This window comes from Aquabacter albus (assembly GCF_040049275.1).
GTDB lineage: Bacteria > Pseudomonadota > Alphaproteobacteria > Rhizobiales > Xanthobacteraceae > Aquabacter.
This window is the reverse complement of the sequence record NZ_JBDZDT010000004.1, coordinates 365,988-384,277: the sequence shown is the minus strand read 5'-3', so window position 1 is coordinate 384,277 and position 18,290 is coordinate 365,988. Positions and strand designations below refer to the sequence as shown.

19 protein-coding genes are annotated in these 18,290 nt (G+C 66.7%); 6 read left to right on the top strand and 13 right to left on the bottom strand.

Features of this window, described 5'->3' with window-relative positions; all coding sequences use genetic code 11:
• Positions 1 to 116 precede the first annotated feature (116 nt).
• Both ABLE91_RS11505 and ABLE91_RS11500 read left to right on the top strand, forming a co-directional pair.
• Positions 117 to 584 carry a (2Fe-2S)-binding protein gene (locus tag ABLE91_RS11505; protein ID WP_348930954.1) on the top strand — a complete coding sequence of 156 codons (468 nt, stop codon included), beginning with the start codon at positions 117 to 119 and terminating at the stop codon, positions 582 to 584.
• Complete coding sequence (locus ABLE91_RS11500; protein WP_348930953.1) at positions 581 to 2,701, top strand: xanthine dehydrogenase family protein molybdopterin-binding subunit; 2,121 nt, start codon at positions 581 to 583, stop codon at positions 2,699 to 2,701. Before ABLE91_RS11505 ends, ABLE91_RS11500 begins: the two co-directional genes overlap by 4 nt.
• 68 nt (positions 2,702 to 2,769) lie before the next feature.
• Here ABLE91_RS11500 and ABLE91_RS11495 read toward each other — a convergent pair whose 3' ends face one another.
• The 11 genes from ABLE91_RS11495 to ABLE91_RS11445 form a co-directional block, all read right to left on the bottom strand.
• Positions 2,770 to 3,270, bottom strand: coding sequence for a Spy/CpxP family protein refolding chaperone (locus ABLE91_RS11495; protein WP_348930952.1), 501 nt, complete (start codon positions 3,268 to 3,270; stop codon positions 2,770 to 2,772).
• Between the two features lie 59 nt (positions 3,271 to 3,329).
• Positions 3,330 to 3,641, bottom strand: a complete 312-nt coding sequence (locus tag ABLE91_RS11490) for a GCG_CRPN prefix-to-repeats domain-containing protein (RefSeq protein ID WP_348930951.1) — start codon at positions 3,639 to 3,641, stop codon at positions 3,330 to 3,332.
• A gap of 158 nt (positions 3,642 to 3,799) precedes the next feature.
• A complete protein-coding gene (maiA, locus tag ABLE91_RS11485) occupies positions 3,800 to 4,450 on the bottom strand; it encodes a maleylacetoacetate isomerase (RefSeq protein WP_348930950.1) in 651 nt (216 codons plus the stop codon).
• A 78-nt stretch (positions 4,451 to 4,528) separates the two neighbouring features.
• Positions 4,529 to 5,578, bottom strand: coding sequence for an amidohydrolase family protein (locus tag ABLE91_RS11480; RefSeq protein ID WP_348930949.1), 1,050 nt, complete (start codon positions 5,576 to 5,578; stop codon positions 4,529 to 4,531).
• 25 nt (positions 5,579 to 5,603) lie between these two features.
• Positions 5,604 to 6,320, bottom strand: a complete 717-nt coding sequence (locus ABLE91_RS11475; RefSeq protein WP_348930948.1) for an ABC transporter ATP-binding protein — start codon at positions 6,318 to 6,320, stop codon at positions 5,604 to 5,606.
• Positions 6,310 to 7,053, bottom strand: coding sequence for an ABC transporter ATP-binding protein (locus ABLE91_RS11470; protein ID WP_348930947.1), 744 nt, complete (start codon positions 7,051 to 7,053; stop codon positions 6,310 to 6,312). Before ABLE91_RS11470 ends, ABLE91_RS11475 begins: the two co-directional genes overlap by 11 nt.
• Positions 7,050 to 8,063: a branched-chain amino acid ABC transporter permease gene (locus ABLE91_RS11465; protein WP_348930946.1), complete on the bottom strand. Its 1,014-nt coding sequence runs from the start codon at positions 8,061 to 8,063 to the stop codon at positions 7,050 to 7,052. The genes ABLE91_RS11470 and ABLE91_RS11465 overlap by 4 nt, the downstream gene beginning before the upstream one ends.
• Positions 8,060 to 8,920 carry a branched-chain amino acid ABC transporter permease gene (locus ABLE91_RS11460; RefSeq protein WP_348930945.1) on the bottom strand — a complete coding sequence of 287 codons (861 nt, stop codon included), beginning with the start codon at positions 8,918 to 8,920 and terminating at the stop codon, positions 8,060 to 8,062. The genes ABLE91_RS11465 and ABLE91_RS11460 overlap by 4 nt, the downstream gene beginning before the upstream one ends.
• Positions 8,921 to 9,143: 223 nt before the next feature.
• Positions 9,144 to 9,785, bottom strand: coding sequence for a GntR family transcriptional regulator (locus ABLE91_RS11455; protein WP_348930944.1), 642 nt, complete (start codon positions 9,783 to 9,785; stop codon positions 9,144 to 9,146).
• A 300-nt stretch (positions 9,786 to 10,085) separates the two neighbouring features.
• Positions 10,086 to 11,336 (bottom strand): ABC transporter substrate-binding protein, encoded by a 1,251-nt coding sequence (locus ABLE91_RS11450; protein WP_348930943.1) that lies wholly within the window; start codon positions 11,334 to 11,336, stop codon positions 10,086 to 10,088.
• Between the two features lie 185 nt (positions 11,337 to 11,521).
• Positions 11,522 to 13,318 (bottom strand): CocE/NonD family hydrolase, encoded by a 1,797-nt coding sequence (locus tag ABLE91_RS11445; RefSeq protein WP_348930942.1) that lies wholly within the window; start codon positions 13,316 to 13,318, stop codon positions 11,522 to 11,524.
• Between the two features lie 140 nt (positions 13,319 to 13,458).
• Between ABLE91_RS11445 and ABLE91_RS11440 the strand changes: the two genes are divergently transcribed.
• Together ABLE91_RS11440 and ABLE91_RS11435 are read left to right on the top strand one after the other, a co-directional pair.
• Positions 13,459 to 14,346 carry an NAD(P)-dependent oxidoreductase gene (locus ABLE91_RS11440; RefSeq protein WP_348930941.1) on the top strand — a complete coding sequence of 296 codons (888 nt, stop codon included), beginning with the start codon at positions 13,459 to 13,461 and terminating at the stop codon, positions 14,344 to 14,346.
• Positions 14,347 to 14,374: 28 nt separating this feature from the next.
• Entirely contained in the window at positions 14,375 to 14,818 is a 444-nt protein-coding gene (locus ABLE91_RS11435) for a GlcG/HbpS family heme-binding protein (RefSeq protein ID WP_348930940.1), read from the top strand.
• Positions 14,819 to 14,900: 82 nt separating this feature from the next.
• On the opposite strand, the gene ABLE91_RS11430 is transcribed toward ABLE91_RS11435, so the two are convergent.
• Positions 14,901 to 15,524 (bottom strand): hypothetical protein, encoded by a 624-nt coding sequence (locus ABLE91_RS11430; RefSeq protein ID WP_348930939.1) that lies wholly within the window; start codon positions 15,522 to 15,524, stop codon positions 14,901 to 14,903.
• A 90-nt stretch (positions 15,525 to 15,614) separates the two neighbouring features.
• The gene (locus tag ABLE91_RS11425; RefSeq protein ID WP_348930938.1) at positions 15,615 to 16,847 is read right to left on the bottom strand and encodes a penicillin-binding protein activator; all 1,233 of its coding nucleotides are present in this window, start codon (positions 16,845 to 16,847) and stop codon (positions 15,615 to 15,617) included.
• Between the two features lie 118 nt (positions 16,848 to 16,965).
• On the opposite strand from ABLE91_RS11425, the gene rsmI reads away from it, so the two are divergent.
• Positions 16,966 to 17,871 (top strand): 16S rRNA (cytidine(1402)-2'-O)-methyltransferase, encoded by a 906-nt coding sequence (rsmI, locus tag ABLE91_RS11420; RefSeq protein WP_348930937.1) that lies wholly within the window; start codon positions 16,966 to 16,968, stop codon positions 17,869 to 17,871.
• Positions 17,864 to 18,244, top strand: coding sequence for a YraN family protein (locus ABLE91_RS11415; protein WP_348930936.1), 381 nt, complete (start codon positions 17,864 to 17,866; stop codon positions 18,242 to 18,244). The genes rsmI and ABLE91_RS11415 overlap by 8 nt, the downstream gene beginning before the upstream one ends.
• Positions 18,245 to 18,290: the final 46 nt, after the last annotated feature.

The window sequence follows — 18,290 nt, the reverse complement described above, 5'->3', positions numbered from 1 at the left end:
CGGGGGTGCCGCCACCAGCCGTCATACCCGGGCTTGACCCGGGCATCTCTGTCCGTAAAGGCGGAGCAGGATCCCCGGTCAAGCCGGGGTGACGGCGATAGGGTCTAGGAGTTTCCATGGCGCTTGAGATCGCGTTACGCGTGAACGGCGAGGCGAGGTCGGTGACGGCGGACGAGGCCGCGCCGCTCATCCACGTGCTGCGCAATGTCCTCGGCATGAAGGCGACCCGCTTCGGCTGCGGCGCGGAGCAGTGCGGCGCCTGCATGGTGCTGATGGACGGCAAGCCCACCTATTCCTGCTCCCACCTCGCCATCGACACCGCCGGCAAGAATGTGGAGACGGCGGAATGCATCGGCACCCACCCGCTCTATGACGCGTTCCTCGCCGAGCAGGCGGGCCAGTGCGGCTATTGCCTCTCCGGCATCCTCATGTCCGCCAAGGCGCTGCTGGACAGGAGCACGTCGCCGTCGCGCGATGACATCGTCTCCGCCCTCGATCCCCATCTGTGCCGCTGCGGCGCCCATGAGCGCATCATCCGCGCCGTGGAGCGGGCCGCCGCCACCCTTCGGGGAGAGGCCGCATGATCCCCAATGCCCTTCCCCTCAGCCTCACGGACAATCCCCGGCTCAACCAGTGGGTCGCCTTCCCGGAAGTCGGGACGGTGGCGGTGCGCACCGGCAAGGTGGAGCTGGGCCAGGGCCTGCTCACGGCCCTGATGCAGATCGCCGCCGAAGAGCTGGACGTGGATATCTCCCGCATCCGCCTCACCTCCGGCGACACCGACGTCAGCCCCGACGAGGGCTACACCGCCGGCAGCCGCTCCGTGGAGCTGTCGGGCGGCGCGATCCGCCTCGTCTGCGCCGAGGTGCGCGCCCTGATCCTGGAGGCGGCGGCGGAGCAGCTCGGCTGCGACGTTGCCGACCTCGCCATGGAGGACGGCCGGGTGACGCGGGAGGGTGCACCCACCAATCTCGACTATTGGATGCTCGCTCCCCACGTGGATCTCGGCCGGCAGGCCACGGGCGCGGCGCCCGCCAAGGCCCCCACGCGCTTCCGCGTGGTGGGGTCCGACGTGCCGCGGCGCGACCTTCCGGAAAAGGTGGGTGGCGCGCCCTTCATCCAGGACCTCGCGCCGGCAGACCTGCTCCACGCCCGCGTGCTCCACCGGCCCCGCATCGGCGCGCGCCTCGTGGAGATCGATGAGGCGGCGGCGCTCAAGGCCGGCGGCGGCGTGGTGACGTTCCATCGCTCCGGCGACGTGGTGGCGGTGATCGGCGAGGACGAGGCGCAGGTTCTCGCCGCCTTCCAGCGCCTGCGTGAGCGCGCCCGCTGGGAAGGCGGCATCGACCTCGCGCCGGGTGATGCGGAGGCCATCTCGCTGCTGGACCGGCCGACCGCGCCGGACCGCGTGGTAGAGCGCGGCACCCTCGCCGGGACCGCCGCCGCGCGGCGCGTGGAGGCGACCTATTCCAAACCCTATATCGCCCACGGCTCCATCGCCCCCTCCTGCGGCCTCGCCCGCTTCGAGGATGGCCGGCTGACGGTGTGGACCCATTCCCAGGGCGTGTTCTTCCTGCGCGCCTCCATTTCCAAGGCGCTGTCCCTGGACATTCAGGCGGTGCACCTCCTCCACCACCAGGGCGCCGGCTGCTACGGCCATAACGGGGCGGACGATGCCGCCTTCGACGCGGCCTTCGTCGCCATGGCCCGGCCCGGCCGCACCGTGCGCGTGCTCTGGACCCGCGAGGACGAACTGGGCGTCGCGCCATTCGGCGCCGCCATGGTGGTGCGCGTCTCCGCCGGGCTCGATGCGGACGCGCGGCCGGTGGACTGGACCATCGACATCTGGAGCCCCACCCATGGCAGCCGCCCCGGCATGAACGGGGCGGTGCATCTGCTCACCGCCAATGCGCTGGAGCATCCGCCCGTCGATCCCCCGCCGGCCGACGTGCCGGACGGGGCCGGCGGCGGCGCCTCGCGCAACGCCTTCCTGCTCTACGACCTGCCGCACCAGAAGATGGTGCACCACTTCATCTCGGCACCACCGGTGCGAACCTCCTCCATGCGCGGCCTCGGGGCCATCACCAACGTGTTCGCGCTGGAGAGCTTCATGGACGAGCTGGCGGAGGAAGCGGGCATGGACCCGGTGGCCTACCGCCTCTCGCTCATGAGCGATCCCCGCGCCCGCGCGGTCATCGAGGCGGCGGCGGAGATGTCCGGCTGGAACGAGGAACCGCCGGAAGGCTTTGCACGCGGCTTCGCCTTCAGCCGCTACAAGAATATCGCCGCCTACATGGCCATGGTGGTGGAGCTGTCGGTGGAAGAGGAGGTTCGCGTCTCGCGCGTCTGGTGCGCGGTGGATGGCGGCCTCGTCATCAATCCGGACGGGGCGCGCAACCAGATCGAGGGCGGCGTCATCCAGGCCATCTCCTGGGCGCTCAAGGAGCAGGTGATGTTCGCGGACGGAGCGGTCTCCTCCAACACCTGGGAGACCTATCCGATCCTGCGCTTCTCCGAAGTGCCCCGCATCGAGACGCGGCTGATCGGCAATCCAAACCATCCCTCGCTCGGCATCGGCGAGGTCTCGCAGGGGCCGACGATCGCCGCCATCGGCAATGGCGTGGCCCGTGCCTTGGGAGCCCGCCTGCGCCACCTGCCGCTGACGCGCGAGCGCATCATGGCGGCGCTGCTGGAAGGCTGACGCAAAAAACCCCGCCGCCAATCAAGGCGGCGGGACTCATGCAACACGAGCCTGCTCTCAGGCGAGGCTCACTCTTCTTCCTCGAAGATCCAGAGCTCGCTCGAGGGCTGGCCCACCCCCGGCTTCTCCATCATGCCGAGGAAAGCCGGAATACGGCGCTTCTGCACCGGCGTGAGCGAGGCCACGAACGGCTTTGCGGCCGCAACGAACCGCTTCAGGTCCGCCGCGCGCGCCGCCTCGTCGTCGGCAACCACCTCGAGGATATCAAGGAAGTCCTTCGGATCGGCCTTTTCGCGATTCTGGCGGCGCCGGGCGGCATTCTTGGAGATGTCGCGGATGGCGGTCTCCAGTGCCGGCCACAGCTTCTCCTGGTCCGGGGTCAGCTCGATGACCGTCTTGAGCGCCGCGAGGCGGGCATTCAGCACGGCGCGCGCGTCGGTCTCGCTATAGTTCGAGGTCGCGGGGGCCGACGCGGCCGGCTGCGCCGGCGCGGGGGTCTGCTGGGCAAAGGTAGGCGAAGTCGCGCCAAGCATGGCGGCCACCGCCAAAGCGGGGATGAAAGGCTTCATGGGGCTACCGGATCTAGAGGAAAGCGCAATTGGTGAAACAGGCAGCTTCCTGCGCGGGATCACTGGTATCCGCCACCGGGAAGCCGGCCGTGATAGGGCGTATCCCGGCAATTCCCCCAGGGACCGCGCCAATAGCCGGCCGGGCAGCCGGTATCGTGGGTGGCGAACCCGCCGTTGGGCAGATGACCGTAATAAGGGGTATTGCGGCAGTGACCCCACGGCCCGGGCCAATAGCCGGCGGGGCAACCCTGGGCCACGGGCGTCACCAGCTCGGCAACCGGGGTCTGGGGCTGAAGCGGGAAAGCATTTGCAGAGGCAACGGAAATGGCCGCAAAGGCCACGCCTGCCACCATGGTCAAAAAGGGTCGCATGTGAAATCCCTCGATGCTGAGAGCGTGGCGACCGTAAAGCCTTCTCCTGACAGATAAAAGAACGAAAGTTCCAAAAGTGGAGGTAATATCCACCTCACCCTAGGGCGGCGGGGAAGGGCCGCCAGGGTGCGGACTTCCGCGCTGGGCCGGCGCGCCGCCTAATGCGGGGCGGCTCCTTCCTGCTTCAGGGCGTGGGCGTCGGCGAATTCCGGCAGGGAGAACAGGCGGCCCGACAGGGCCTTGAAATTGGGATACGCGGCAAGGTCCAGCCCGAACATCTGCGCGCTCATGGCATGGCCGGCGATGCAGATGTCGGCGATTCCAGGGGTCGCACCCAGCGCGAAGGGCGCGGGCGGGCGACGGGTGAAAAGGCGCTCATAGGTGCCGAGGCCCTTGCCGATCCAGTGGCCCACCCAGGTCTTGATGGCCTCCTCGTCCGCGCCGAAGGTCTCGGCGAGATGCTTGCGGATGCGCGGCACCATGAGCGGGTGTGTATCGGCCACCGTGGCCAGCGCCAGCGCCCGGGCATAGGCCCGCTCGTGGGGATCGCGCGGCATCAAAGCGGGCTCGGGATGGGTCTCCTCGAGATATTCGAGGATGGCGAGGGACTGGAACAGCACGTGCCCGTCATCCTCGATCAGCGCCGGCACGGCATGGGCGGCGTTGACCTTGTCGAAATCGGGCGTGAACTGGCGGCCCTGGAGGATGTCGATGGACATCTCCTCATAGGCCAGGCCCTTGAGGTTCAGCGCCACGCGCACCCGGAAGGACGCGATGGAGCGCCAGAAGCCGTACATGCGAAGCGTCATGTCACTCTTCCTCCCAGAAGGCCGTCATGCCCGGGCACAAAGCACCCTCCCCCGCGAGCGGGGGAGGGGCAAGAGAGCTCAGAGGCCCAGCAGCTTCTTGGCATTCCCGCCGCAGATGGCCGCCTTCGCGGCGTCGTCCAGCGCCGCGCCCATGACGTGGCCGACAGGGTCGCTGTCCGCCATGTCGTAGGGATAGTCGGTGCCCATCACCACATGATCGACACCGGCGAACTTCACGAGGGCCTCAAGCTGCTCGTTGGAGAACACCACCGTGTCGAAATACATGCGCTTCAGGTAGGTGGTCGGCGCGTGGGGGATCACCTTCACGTCCGAGCGCGCGCCCCAGGCATGGTCCATGCGGGCCCAATAGGAGCCAGCGAACCCGCCGCCGTGCACGAGCAGGATCTTCAGGTTCGGATGGCGCTCCATCACCCCGTCGAAGATCAGGTAATGAACGGCAATGGCGGTCTCGAGCGGATTGCCGATGACGTTGTTGAAGTAGAAGCGCGAGAGGCGCGAGGCTTCGGTGAAGCCGTTGGGATGCAGCAGCACCACGGCGCCCAGCTCTTCCGCCTTCGCCCAGAAGGGGGCGAATTCGGGATCGGACAATTCCTTGCCGTGCACGTTGGTGAGAACCTGCACGCCCTTGTGGCCGAGCTTCATCACATATTCCAGCTCCGCCGCAGCCATGTGGCCGTCCTGGAGCGGCACGGTGCCCAGCGCGACGAAGCGGTCGGGACGGCCGGCGACATATTCGGCGAGGCCGTCATTCACCACGCGCGCGGCCTTGCCGGCGATGTCCGCCTTGACCGTGGTGTAGCACTGGCCCGGCGTGGGCATGATGAGCTGCTTGTCGATGCCGGCGGCATCGAGGTCCGCAAGGCGCTCGTCATACTGCGTCATGCGCGAGGTGCGGTCCTTGTCCTGCTTCTGGTTCAGCGCCTTGGTCTCCGCCGTGCCGTACTTGGCGAGCGGGATGGTGGAGATGTCGAGATGGCCCTCGACCACCTTGGCCGCCGCCGGCACCGCGACATGGGAATGGATGTCGAAGGTGAGGCTCTGAGGGCGGGTCGTCTTGCCGTGACGGCGTCCGGCGGTGGGGCCGTAAGTGTTCCAAACATCAGTCATGTGAAGTGTCCTGAGGAGGTGAAAACTAAAACACGCCAAGGTGCTGGGAAATGAGGCGCTGGTCCGCGGCGGCGTCCGCGGCGGGGCCGGAGAACACCACCTGCCCGGTATTGATGATCACGATGTGATCCGCAAGATTGAGCGTCATCTTGATGTTCTGTTCGACAAGGACGATGGACAGCCCCTCCGCCTTCAGCATGGCGATGGTGCGGCCCACATCGGCGACGATCTGCGGGGCGAGGCCCTCGGAGGGCTCGTCCATCAGGAGCACGCGCGGATTGCCCATCAGCGCCCGCCCGATGGCCAGCATCTGCTGCTCGCCGCCGGAGAGGGAGCCGGCGAATTGTCCCTGCCGCTCCTTCAGCCGCGGGAAGATGTCGAACACGCGGGACAGCGACCAGGTGTTCGACTTCCCCTCGCCCCGCTGGGCCGCCACCTGAAGGTTCTCCTTCACGGTGAGCGAGCGGAAGATGCGCCGGCCCTGCGGCACCAGGCACACGCCCTTGCGGGCGATGGCCTCCGGGCTGCAATTGCTGATCTTCTCGCCATTGAGCGCGATGGAACCGCGCTTTGGCGAGAGAAAGCCCATGATGGTGCTCATGGAGGTGGTCTTGCCCGCGCCGTTGCGGCCGAGCAGTCCCAGAAGGCTTCCCTCCTTCAGCGAGAAGCTGATGCCGTGCAGGACGTGGCTGTCGCCGTAATAGGCATGCACGTCGGAGAGCTGGAGGATCTCATTCGCCAAGATAGATCTCCCTCGTGCGCGGATCGGCGACCACTTCGGCTCTGGTGCCCTCGACGATCACCTCGCCGAAATGCAGCACGGTGATCTGCTCGGCGAAAGCGAGCGCCACGTCCATGTCGTGCTCGATCATGACGATCGTCACATCCCGCGGAATGGTGGTGAGGAGCGTACTCACCGCATTGCGCTCGTCCTGCGAGAGGCCGGCGAGCGGCTCGTCCAGAAGCAGCACCTTGGGCTTCTGGGCGAGCGCCATGGCCAGCTCCAGCCGCCGCCGCTCGCCATAGGATGTCTCCGCCACGAGGCGGTTGCCGCTTTCCCCGAGGCCCACCTGGGTGAGGGCCTCCTGGGCGAGGTCGAACAGATCGGACCGGCCCTTCAGCATGCGCCAGAAGTCCCAGCGCTCCGGCCGCAGCCCGAGCAGCGACAGGACCACATTGTGCAGCAGCGTGTCCTGCGGGAAGAGCGTGAGGATCTGGTAGGTGCGCGCAAGGCCCTTGGCCACGCGGTCCTTGGTCCTCAGCTTCAGCAGTTCCTCGCCGAACAGGCGGATGGAGCCTGAGTCCGGCCGAAGGTCGCCGGTGATCTGGTTGAACAGCGTGGTCTTGCCCGCGCCGTTCGGCCCGATGATGAGGCGCCGCTCGCCGGGGGCGACGCGCATGGAGATGTCGCGGGTGACCACGAGGCCGCCGAACCGTTTCGCGAGGCCGGTGATTTCGAGAGCCGCCGTGCTCATGACGCATGCTCCGACGCGGGGGTGGCGGCGTGGCCGTGGCCATGGGCGGGAGGCGGCGCCTCCTCCGCCGGGGCGGAGGGCTTCTTCTTTCGGCTCAGGAGCTTCTGGAAGCCGGGCACGAGGCCGGTGGGCATGAACACCACGGACAGCACGAAGATGAGCCCGAGCAGCGCGTTCCAGCGCTCCACGTAAGTCGAGGCCAGGTTCTTCACCAGCGTGACGATGACGGCGCCCACCATGGGCCCGGTGAGCGTCGTGGCGCCGCCGAGGATGGTCATCAGCAGCACCTCGGCGGACTGCTGGAGCGACACCGCATAGGGGCTGACGAACTTCTGGTAGTAGACGAACAGCAGCCCGGCGATGGCGGCCCAGAAGCCGGACATCACGAACGCCGCCCACCGGATCATCCACACGTCGTGCCCCAGCATCCGCATGCGCCGGGGCTGGTCCCGGGCGCCGCGCAGCGAGGCGCCGAAGGGCGAATTCACCACCCGCCAGATGAAGTAGACCGAGACCGCGAACACGATGAGCGAGAAGTAATAGAAGCTCGTCGCGCTGTTGATGGAGATGCCGAACGGCTCCGGCCGCACCGGGAAGCGCATACCGTTGTCGCCCTGGGTGAGGCCCACCCAGCGATAGGCCATGCCCCACACGATCTGCCCCAGAGCCAGCGTGATCATGAGGAAGGACAGCCCGCTCGCCCGCAGCGCCAGCACGCCGAAGAAGGCGGCGGAGAGGGTGGCCACCGCCACGGCGCCGATGGCCGAAGTGAGCTGGTCCCAGCCGGCCACCGTGTGCAGCCAGGTGACGCCATAGGCGGCGATGCCGAAATAGGCCGCGTGGCCGAGCGAGGTCATGCCGCCATAGCCCACGAGGAGGTTGAGGCTCACCGCGAACAGGGCGTAGCAGAGGACCTGGCTCGACAGGTTGATGAAGAAGTCGCCCATCATGAAGGGGACGAACGCCAGCGCGATGAGCGCCAGGATGGAGGCGATGCCGGACCTGCTCATTGGCGCGCCCCTGCGAACAGGCCTTCGGGCATCAGAACCAGCACCGCGACCATGGGAAGGAAGAGGATGACGTAGGCGAAGTCGGGGAACAGCGCGGTGCCGAAATTGTAGATGAAGCCCACCGCGAAGCTGCCCACCAGCGCGCCCATGAGGCTGCCCACGCCGCCGAGGATGACCACCACGAGGGCAAGGGGCAGCATGTCCGCGTCGAGGCCCGGATAGGCCTGCATGATGGGCCCACCGATGGTGCCGCCGAGCCCGGCGAGGGCCGCGCCCAACATGAACACCATCATGAACAGCATGGAGACGCGGATGCCGACGCCGCGCGCCATCTCCATGTCATCCACGCCGGCGCGGATCATGGCACCGAGGCGGGTGCGCTCCATCAGCAGATAGAGCAGCACCGCCGCCACCACTGCGATGGCCAGCACCACGAGGCGATAGGTGGGGAAGGCATAGCCCATGAAGAAGATCGGCGGCCGCGCCCACTGCGGGGCCGGCACCGGCACGGGATCGCCGGTCCACACCATGAGGCAGACATCGGCGATGATGAAGGAGACGCCCAGAGTCACCAGGACCTGGCCTTGCGAGTTGCCCGCGAGCTTCCGCAGCAGGCCGCGCTCCAGGACGATGCCGAGCACACCCACGACGAGGCCGGAGAGGATCGCCGCGATCCAGAAATTCACGCCCCAGTTTATGAAGGTTGCGCCGAAATAGGCGCCCAGCATGAAGAAGGCGCCGTGGGCAAGGTTCGGCATCCGCATCAGGCCGAAGATCAGCGAGAAGCCGGAGGACAACAGGAACAGCAGGCCACCGAAGGCGACGCTGTTGAGGGTCTGGATCAGCCAGAACTGCATGGTTCAGCCCCGCTTGGCGTGGGTGGGCAGGGCGCCAGCGTCAGCCATTCCAGGCTCCGGCGCGGCAGGCTTGCGATCCAGTTTCATGTACTCTCCTTGTCGTTCCCTACCGGATCTTTTGATCTCGATTTTTATGACCTTCACATAAAGCATCTGAAAGCAGACTTCCAAATATTTCCCTTACGAGAAGTACTTATATACATTCTACATCATTTTCTGTGCGCTAACTGACAATAGGTCTACGCTCCAGAACCTTCAGGATCTGGTCCCGCGACTTACCCACGTGCCGGCGCACCACCCGCGCGGCAGCATTCCCGTTGCGCGCCTGGAGTGCATCGATGATCTCCACATGGTCCTTCAGAGGACCATCGAAGCCTCGATCCGCGATCACCGACAGGCTGACGAGGCAGAGCCTCGCATAATAATCCATGGCCCGGACCATCTCCTCCGCCATGCGCCTGTTTCCCGACAGCACCCCCAGATGGTGGTGGAAGTCGCGGTTGTAGGCGGCGAAAGCCTCCGCCGAGCTCTTGTCCGCCGTCCGGTAGCGATCGAGGCCTGCGAGTTCTTCCTCGCTCGCCACCAGCGCCACTTTTTTCACGCACGCGGCCTCCAGGACCTGCCGCAGTTCCAGAATATCCTCAGCGTCACGTACTGATATGGCACGAACTCGGTGGCCGCGCCGTGGCTCGATATCGACCAAGCCTTCCAATTCCAGCTTCTGAAGCGCGTCCCGCACCGGCGATTTGCTCACACCAAACCGTTGGGCGAGATCGGCTTCACGGATCTCCGCTCCTGGCATGATGATGCATTTGAGAATGTCGTGACGCATCATCTCGTAGATTTTGTTACGTGCCAGGGTCATTCAGATTCTGCTTTCCTGAGATATCAGGAACCGCAAACAGCAGCAGGTGTCAAGGCCGCATTCCCTTTCTGAAACTGTTGTCCGCGCGGGCTTCAGCGCCCTGCTTCGGCAACGTTCGCCGACGCCGCCAAGCGCGGCGGAACGGGCCGGAAAGCCCGATCGCCGGCTTCAAAATTGCGCCGCTCCCGCGTGCGGAAGACGGGGAAGTGGAGGAAGGCGACGCCTGCCTCCGCCTTGCGGCACCCCCGCCCCTCCGCCGCGAACGGGCCAGAGGGCGGGGATGTCATGGGTGAACGCGCCTCAGTTCTCCAGGTTCTTCGCCGGGGGATAATCGCGCGAATAGACCGGGCTCTTGAGGAACTCTTCTGGGTTGTACTTCCAGAACTGGCTGACATTGTCGTAGGTCTTGATGACCGCGTTCACGAGCCGCCCGTCCTGCTTCGCCACCTTGCGGATATAGATGTTGCCGACCGCGTTCCCGTACTTGTCGAAGGAGAGCGGGCCGCGGCAGGTGTCTTCCACCTTGTTGGTGCGCAGGGCGTTCATGAGCGCCTCCTTGTCGGCATTGCCGCCGACGCTCTTCAGTCCCGCTTCCAGCACCGCGCAGGCCACGTAGGAGGCGCCGGCATAATAGCCAGGGTCCACCTTGTAGTCGCGCCGCATGCCCTCGACGAGCCTCTTGTTGGAAGGGTTGTCGAGGGTCGCCGAATAGTAGTTCACCGACAGCAGGCCAATGGCATCATCGCCCATCTGCTGAAGCAGGCTCTCGTCGAATGCGGTCATGCCGCCCATCAGCGTGATCTTCCCCTTCAGCCCATACTCGTTGAACTGGCGGAAGAAGCGGAAGCCGTTCGACCCCGCGAAGGCCGCGAACATGCCGTCCACATTGGTTTTGATCTGGGCGATGTAGGTGCCGTAGTCGGGCACGGCCAAAGGCGGCCACAGCTTCTGGACGATCTTGCCGCCCTCCTCCTCGAACACCCGCTGGAAGCCGGCATTCTGCTCGTGGCCATAGGCGATGTCGTCGGCGATGGTGGAGCAGCGCTTGAACTTCAGGTCCTTCGCCGCATAGTCGCCCATGACATGGGCGCATTGCGAAGAGGTGGAGGCCACACGGACGAACCAGGGGTTCGTGCGGCGCTGGGTCATGTCGTCGGCCGCGGCGATGGAGATGGTGGGGGTCTTGGTCTCGCGGATATAGTCGTCGAGCGCCAGCGCCTCCTGGGTGGAGAGCGGGCCGATCATGGCGGAGATCTGGTTGCGCTCCACCAGCTCCTGCATCTTGGTGCGCGCCACCGACGGGGCGCCGCCCGTATCCACCGTGATGATCTCCACCGGCACGCCGGCGAGAATGTTGTTCCGCTCCTTCATATAGAGAGTGAGCGCCTGCTCCATCTGGATGCCGCCGGAGGCCAGAGGGCCGGTCTTCACGGTCATAAAGCCGATACGGACCGGCTTGGCTTGCGCGCGCACCACGGCAGGGGCGCCGAGCGCCGCCACGCCGACGCCGGCCCCTATACCTTTGATAACGTTTCTGCGATCCACGATCATTGCGATCTCCCTTGGTGTTTCCTCGACATACGGACGGACTTTTCCGTCTCTTCCGTCTTCCGGGCGGGGCTTCCCCGCCGGTTCCCCCACGGCTGCCGGCTGTACCGGTCAGGTCGGCCCCGCATTGGCGTTGGGGCCGGCCGCGAATGGTGCGAAGCGCCGCGCTGGCGCGGCGCCGTCCTCCCTTATTTGGAAGGGATGATGGGCAGCAGGACGTACGACTCGCGCTCCGGCGAGAAATGCAGCGTCGTGGTGCCCCCGAAGACTTCGGGCGGCCGGTCCAGCGGGTCGTTGTGCAGGAACGGCCCGCAGCCGGTCAGCTCGTTCTTGAAGTTGGAGAGCTTGCCGCCGGAACCGCCCGGCCACTCATAATCCTTGCCGCGCACCGTGAGGGCGAAGCGATAGCCCTTAGGGATGACGATGGAGGTCGGCCAGATCTCGATGTCCAGCTCCACCATCTCGCCCGGCTTCAGCGGCTGCTTCTCATCGTGCGTGTGATAGGGCCGGTAGGGCTCGGAGAGCTTGGGATCCAGCTTGCGGTGCGAGGCGCGCAGCCACCCCTGCGCCACCGGCGTATTCGGGTCGATGGCGCCCTGGAAGGTCACTTCCTTCAGGTCCGGCGTGAACACCCGCAGCACGAGGAAGAGGTCGGCATCCTTGGTGGAGGACGACACGAAGATCTTCGCGGCGATGGGGCCGGTGATCTCCGTCTCCTCGGCCACCGGCGCGGAGAGGAAGGTCAGCCCCTCGCCCATGGCGTCGAAGGACCGTTCGCTCACGTTCTTCACCGGCTCCGTATCCAGCCGGCCATTCTTGGGATGCAGCTGGAACTTGGTCCATTTGGTCCGGGCGAGCGGCCATTCATGCTCCTCCCGCTCCACGAACTTCTCGCCGGGATGGCGGACCTGCAGGAGGACGCGGGGCTGCTTGTCCCAGCCATTGTCCGCGCCTTTGAGGAAATGGTCGAAGAAGCGCAGCTGCAGCTCGCGGCCGTAGTCCGTGTAGAAATGCGTCCAGTGCTCGATGCCGTGGACTTCCAGCCACTTGTCCTTCGAGGCAGCCCGTACGAACGACTCGAAATTGCCGCGCGGATGCAGCCCCTGCCCGCCCCAGTTGGCAGCGGAGAGGAAGGGCACCTCGATATCGTCCCAGACCGGCGAGCGGTCCTTGTGATACTTGTCGTCGAGGGGATGGGAGCGGATCTCCGCGCCGAAATCGCAGCGGTTCGCCTCAAGCTCGGCCTCCGACAGCAGCTCGGGCCCGCACACGAGCTGGCCATGCGCCTTGCTGCGCCGCCCGGCCTCGCCGATGCCGTACTGCACGGTCTTCACCTGCATGTCGTACCAGTTGGCCCAGAAGGTGGACAGGATTCCACCGTGATGGGTCATGTCACGATACCAGTCGGCCGAGCCTTCCCAGATGCACATGGCCGCGAGGTGGGGCGGCTTGTGCTTGGCCACATGCCACTGGTTGGATCCAAAATAGGAAATGCCGTTGAGGCCGATCTTGCCGGTGCTCCAGGGCTGGGCGGCCGCCCACTCGATGCAGTCGTAGAAGTCCTTCTGCTCGCGCGGGCCGAAGGGATCCACATAGCCCGGCGAGGTGCCGCAGCCGCGGCTGTCCACACGCACGCAGGCATAGCCGTGGGGCACCCACTTCTCCGGGTCCACCACTTCCCACGCCTGGTAGAGATTGGAGGAGCCGGCGGTCACGTCCGGATGCTTCTGCGCCATCCGGTTCCAGGCGGAGGGATAGCCCTCCTGGAAGGACAGGCCCTTGGCATACGGCCCATAAGTGAGGAGGACGGGATAGCGGCCTTCCTCCATGGGCAGGAAAACGTCTGCCCGAATCACGAGGCCGTCGTCCATCTCGATGGGCACATCCCAGAGGACGCGCATGCCGGAGCGGGTCTCGGTGAACGCAGGGTAAGGCCGGCGGGACTTTGAGCCGGCTTCTTTCAGCCGTTCTTCCATCGTGCCCATTTTGTCTCCTCCAAGAGCTTTTGCTTCTTGTTCTTGGCGCTTGTTTATGCGCTTCTTTCCCAATCATGCTAGTGATCGGTTGATAATTAGCAAGCCAAAAACGCACGGTGCAGTGCGAAGGCAGCGAGGGAGGCGGTTCCATGAAGATCGGCTTTGCGGGAATGGGGCGCATGGGCGCGGCGATGGCGCTGCACCTTCTGGAGCTCGGGCACGACGTCACCGTCTGGAACCGCAGCACGGACAAGCTCAAGCCACTCGTGGATGCCGGCGCGAAGACCGCGCCGACCCCCGCGGCCCTCGTGCCCGGCAATGAAGTGATCATTTCCAGCCTGCTGGACGGCGACGCGCTCCACTCCGTCTATGAGGGCGATGGCGGCCTTCTCTCCACCGCGCTGAAGGGCCTGCTCGTCATCGAGATGAGCACGGTACTCTCCAAGGAAGAGGAGGCCCTGGCCGAGAAGGTGCGCGCCGCCGGCGCCGCCTTCATCGAATGCCCCGTGGGCGGCACGACAGGCCCTGCCCGCACCGGCAAGCTGCTGGGCCTCGTGGGCGGCGAGAAAGCCGATTTCGAGCGCGCCAAGCCGCTGCTCGACCAGCTGTGCCGCCGGGTGGAGCATGTGGGGCCGGTGGGTGCGGGCTCCAGCATGAAGCTCGCCATCAACCTGCCGCTGCTGGTCTATTATCAGGCCCTGGGCGAAGCCTACACGCTGTGCAGCAAGGTGGGCCTCGACACCAAGTGGCTGGTGGAATTCTTCTCCGACACCTCCGGCGGCATGAACGTGCTCAAAGCGCGCCCGGACCCCATCGCCGCCTCGCTGGCGGGTAAGGACACGGGGGCGGCCACCTTCTCCGTGGACGGCATCCGCAAGGACCTGCGCACCATGATCGCTGAGGCCCAGGAGCTGGGCGCGGAACTGCCCGTGACGGCCGCCACCCTCAAGGTCTATGACGAGGCGGCGGACAAGGGCCTGGGCAACAAGGACGGCTCCATGCTCGTGGGCTATTGGCCGAACAAGGCCAAGGGCTGAGGCTCAACCGGACCCGATGGAGAGACACGTGAGCGTATCGCTGGCGAAGGCCGATCAGATCGTCGATGCCGCCCTGGCAAAGGGGCGGGAGCTGAATTTCGAACCCCTGACCGTGGCCGTGCTGGATGCCGGCGGACACCTCGTGGCCCTGAAGCGCGAGGACCACTCCGGCATCCTCCGTCCGGACGTCGCCATCGGCAAGGCGTGGGGCGCGCTCGGCATGGGCTTCGGCTCGCGCGAACTGGGCGAGCGGGCGGTGAAGGTGCCGCATTTCATGAATGCGCTGATGGCCGCCAGCGGCGGGCGCGTCGTGCCGGTGCCAGGCGGCGTGCTCATCCTCGACGGCGGCAACGTGATCGGCTCCGTGGGCATTTCCGGCGATACGTCGGACAATGACGAGGTCTGCTGCCTCGCCGGCATCCAGGCGGCCGGCTATGTGGGCCAGACCGGCTTCCGCCCACCGCAGGGTTGATCGACCCGCGCAGAAACGAAAGCGCCCCGGAGAGCCAGGCTCTCCGGGGCGCTTTTTTGTCAGCCGGCGTCTGGAGCCGGGCTCACCAGCCGGCGCGGCAGACGCGCTCCACCCAATAGGGGCTCCACCAGCAGTTCAGGAACGTGCCGGTCGCCTCCAGGGGGCGATAGACGACGGGTGCAACCACAAGGTTCACCGGGCCGCCGCTGGAGGGGATGTCGCCATCCAGGAGCGAGGCGTTGTAGGTGAGCGTGGTGCCGTTCTGCGTCACGCTGCCCAATTCGATGATCACCTGGGTGGGCACCGGGCCGAGGATGGTGAGGGCGGCGTTCGGCGGGTCGTTCTTGAACACCTGAACCGTGGCGTTCCACAGCTTCACATACTGCTCGGTGGTCATGGTGCCGCCGATGCGCTCAGGCCGGTCCACCCGGAAGGTGGTGATGGGCGGCACGCCGGTCAGCGTCAGCGTCTTGCCGTCGAACGTCATGCCAGCCGCCTGCTGGCTGAGGATCATCTCGATGGGGCGGGAGATCTGAACCTCGGGGCGGGCGGGGGTGCCGGCCTGGGTCATGCGCGGCTGCGCGGGCGCGGAGGCGGAGGCGGCCGGAGGCGCCGCCGGGGCCGCGGGCGCCGGAGGGGTCTGCGCGAGCGCCGCGAAGCCGGAGGCGGCCAGAATGAGGCCCGCCAGAGGTGCAATCAATCTCATGGACCCGTCTTCCTTCGTGAAAAGCTTATCCAGCGGGGGCGAACCTATAGCTGATCCTGGCCACAAACCAACCGTGCCGTCGCGGCACGGCTAATATTGCCCCCCAGAGAAATTGCGGGGCGCGGGGCTCACCACCTGCGTCGCCCCGCCTCTGATCTCCATGACCGCGAGGCCACGTTCATTGGTACCATCGGCGCGGAAGCGGAATATGCCATCCACACCATTGAAGCCTGCGGGTTTTGTGAGCGAGGCGCTCGTGAGGCTGTCCGGCCCCTCGGTGAGCACCACCTTGGCCACCATCGACACCGCATCATAGGCGAGCGTCGCGGTGCGCACGGGGTCGGTGTTGTACCGGGCACGGTAGCGCTGGGAGAAGGCTTGCCAGCCAGCGGCGTCAGGCCCTGCGAACTGCGCTCCGTCCAACTGCGCGTCGGAGAACAGGCGCTGATCGTCCCACAGTCCCGTCCCCAGCGGGCGCACCCGCTTGAGATCGACGCCGGCGGCGGCGAGCGCCTGCACCACGGCGGGCACATTGTCCGCGGCATCGGGGATGAAGACGGCATCCGCCTGTGCGGCCACGCCCGCCACCCGCTGCACCGCATTCTGCAGGCGCGTCTTGTCCTGGGTGAAACGCTCGATGCCCATGACGCGCCCACCGGACGCGCTCACCGCCTGCTGGAACGCCCCCTCGGCCACCGAGCCGTAGGCATTCTCGGGGATCAGCGCCACGAAGGAGCGGCGCCCCTGGGCCGCGCTGAAGGAGACGACGCGCGAGACATCGCTCTGCGGCAGGAAGCTCAGGAGATAGACGCCCTCGGAGGCCACATTGGTGTCGGTGGAGAAGGCAATGACAGGGATGCCGCGTGCCCGCGCCACTTGCGCCACCGCGCCCACCGAATGGGAGAAGAGCGGGCCGAGGATGATGCGCGCGCCCTCCTTCACGGCCGCTTCCGCCGCCGCACGGGCGCCCTGGGAGGTGCCCCCGTCATCCTTCACGATCAGCGTGATGGCGGGCGAGCCAAGCTCCGAGAGCGCCAGCTCCGCCGCATTGCGCAGCGACTGGCCGACGGCGCCGGCATTGCCCTGCGCGCCCAAAGGCAGGATCAGCGCCACCACGGGCCCAGTTGCCAAAGGCTGCGCGGTGGGGGCGGGGGCCGCCTGGGGCGCCGGCTCGCGGCTATAGTCTCCGCCGGCGCAGGCCGCGAGGGTGGCGGTGACGGCTGACAGGCCGGCGAAGCGGAACGCACCGACCACGATCTCCCGGCGCGTCGTGACCTTCCGGGTCCTGTTCATGTCCGCCGGGAAAGGCGCGCCCTCGTCCACCCGATTCTCCTCGCCAAACGCGCAAAACTCGCCGGTTCAAGGCATATCGTCTCAAACGATGTTTGGCGAGGGCGCCGCGCAGGTGTCGCACAGGTGTGAGAGGCATTAAGGTGCGGGCATGACACGCGATCCCGACCGCCCCCGTTCCTATACCCTTGCCGGCAGCCGGCAGTTCGCCGCGCGGCCCGCGCCCGGCCTGCATGTGGTGGCAACCCCCATCGGCAACCTGTCCGACATCAGCGTGCGGGCGCTGGAGACGCTGGCGGGGGCTGACGTGATCGCGTGCGAGGACACGCGCATGACCCACCGCCTCACCGACCGCTACGGCATCGAGACCGCGCTGATCCCCTATCATGACCACAATGGCGCCAGCATGCGCCCGAAGATCCTCGCCCGCCTTGCCGCTGGGGAAGCGGTGGCCCTGGTCTCGGATGCTGGCACGCCCCTCATCTCAGACCCTGGCTACAAGCTGGTGGTGGAAGCGGCAGAGGCCGGGTTCAAGATCCACCCCATTCCCGGCCCCTCCGCCTTGCTGGCGGCCCTGGTGGCCGCGGGCCTGCCCACGGACCGCTTCCTGTTCGACGGCTTCCTGCCGCCGAAGGATGGGCAGCGCAGGAACCGCATCACCGAATTGAAGCCGTTCCCCGCGACCCTGGTGCTTTACGAGACCGGCCCGCGCCTGCCCGAAAGCCTCGCCGACCTTGCTGACATCCTCGGCCCCCGCCCCGCCGCCGTCTGCCGGGAACTCACCAAGGCATTCGAGGAGGTGCGGCGCGGCGATCTTTCCGCCCTCGCCGCGCATTATGCCGAGGCCGGCGCGCCCAAAGGCGAGATCGTACTTGTGATCGGCCCGCCCGCCGAGGAAGCCGCCGAAGACGACGACGTGGACGCCGCGCTTACCCGCGCGCTCGCCGACCATTCCCTGAAGGATGCGGTGGCCGCCGTCACCGCCCTCACCGGCCGCCCCAAGCGCGAAGTCTATGCCCGCGCCTTGGCTCTGACCCGGACCGACGCGGATGGATGAAGCCGCGGCCCGCCTCGTCCGGCAGGCGGCTCACGAGCGCGGGCTAAAGGCGGAGGCGCGGGCCGCACGTCTCCTGGAAGCGCTCGGCTTTTCCATCCTCGCCAGCCGCGTGCGCACCAAGGCGGGCGAGATCGACCTCGTGGCGCGTCTCGGCGATCTCCTCGTCTTCTGCGAGGTGAAGGTGCGCGCGGACCTCGACAGCGCCGCCTATTCCATCCTTCCCCGCCAGCAGCGGCGCATTGCGGCGGCGGCGGAAGCGTGGCTCGCGGAACATCCGGAGCTGGCAGACCTCAATGCCCGCTTCGACGCCATCCTCGTCTCCACGCGCGGTGCCGTGGAACACCTGCCCGGCGCGTTCGAGATGGAGACATAAAGCGCGATTATGCTACCTCCTTGCGCGACGGCCTCCACCCGCTACG

Excerpts from the sequence above, each read along its gene's own strand:
- ABLE91_RS11470 (WP_348930947.1), bottom strand. The coding sequence starts at position 7,053 with ATGAGCACGGCGGCTCTCGAAATCACCGGCCTCGCGAAACGGTTCGGC.
- ABLE91_RS11455 (WP_348930944.1), bottom strand. The coding sequence starts at position 9,785 with ATGACCCTGGCACGTAACAAAATCTACGAGATGATGCGTCACGACATT.
- ABLE91_RS11415 (WP_348930936.1), top strand. The coding sequence starts at position 17,864 with ATGGATGAAGCCGCGGCCCGCCTCGTCCGGCAGGCGGCTCACGAGCGC.
- ABLE91_RS11505 (WP_348930954.1), top strand. The coding sequence starts at position 117 with ATGGCGCTTGAGATCGCGTTACGCGTGAACGGCGAGGCGAGGTCGGTG.
- maiA (WP_348930950.1), bottom strand. The coding sequence starts at position 4,450 with ATGACGCTTCGCATGTACGGCTTCTGGCGCTCCATCGCGTCCTTCCGG.
- rsmI (WP_348930937.1), top strand. The coding sequence starts at position 16,966 with ATGACACGCGATCCCGACCGCCCCCGTTCCTATACCCTTGCCGGCAGC.
- ABLE91_RS11500 (WP_348930953.1), top strand. The coding sequence starts at position 581 with ATGATCCCCAATGCCCTTCCCCTCAGCCTCACGGACAATCCCCGGCTC.
- ABLE91_RS11450 (WP_348930943.1), bottom strand. The coding sequence starts at position 11,336 with ATGATCGTGGATCGCAGAAACGTTATCAAAGGTATAGGGGCCGGCGTC.
- ABLE91_RS11490 (WP_348930951.1), bottom strand. The coding sequence starts at position 3,641 with ATGCGACCCTTTTTGACCATGGTGGCAGGCGTGGCCTTTGCGGCCATT.
- ABLE91_RS11445 (WP_348930942.1), bottom strand. The coding sequence starts at position 13,318 with ATGGGCACGATGGAAGAACGGCTGAAAGAAGCCGGCTCAAAGTCCCGC.
- ABLE91_RS11495 (WP_348930952.1), bottom strand. The coding sequence starts at position 3,270 with ATGAAGCCTTTCATCCCCGCTTTGGCGGTGGCCGCCATGCTTGGCGCG.
- ABLE91_RS11430 (WP_348930939.1), bottom strand. The coding sequence starts at position 15,524 with ATGAGATTGATTGCACCTCTGGCGGGCCTCATTCTGGCCGCCTCCGGC.
- ABLE91_RS11465 (WP_348930946.1), bottom strand. The coding sequence starts at position 8,063 with ATGAGCAGGTCCGGCATCGCCTCCATCCTGGCGCTCATCGCGCTGGCG.
- ABLE91_RS11460 (WP_348930945.1), bottom strand. The coding sequence starts at position 8,920 with ATGCAGTTCTGGCTGATCCAGACCCTCAACAGCGTCGCCTTCGGTGGC.
- ABLE91_RS11440 (WP_348930941.1), top strand. The coding sequence starts at position 13,459 with ATGAAGATCGGCTTTGCGGGAATGGGGCGCATGGGCGCGGCGATGGCG.
- ABLE91_RS11480 (WP_348930949.1), bottom strand. The coding sequence starts at position 5,578 with ATGACTGATGTTTGGAACACTTACGGCCCCACCGCCGGACGCCGTCAC.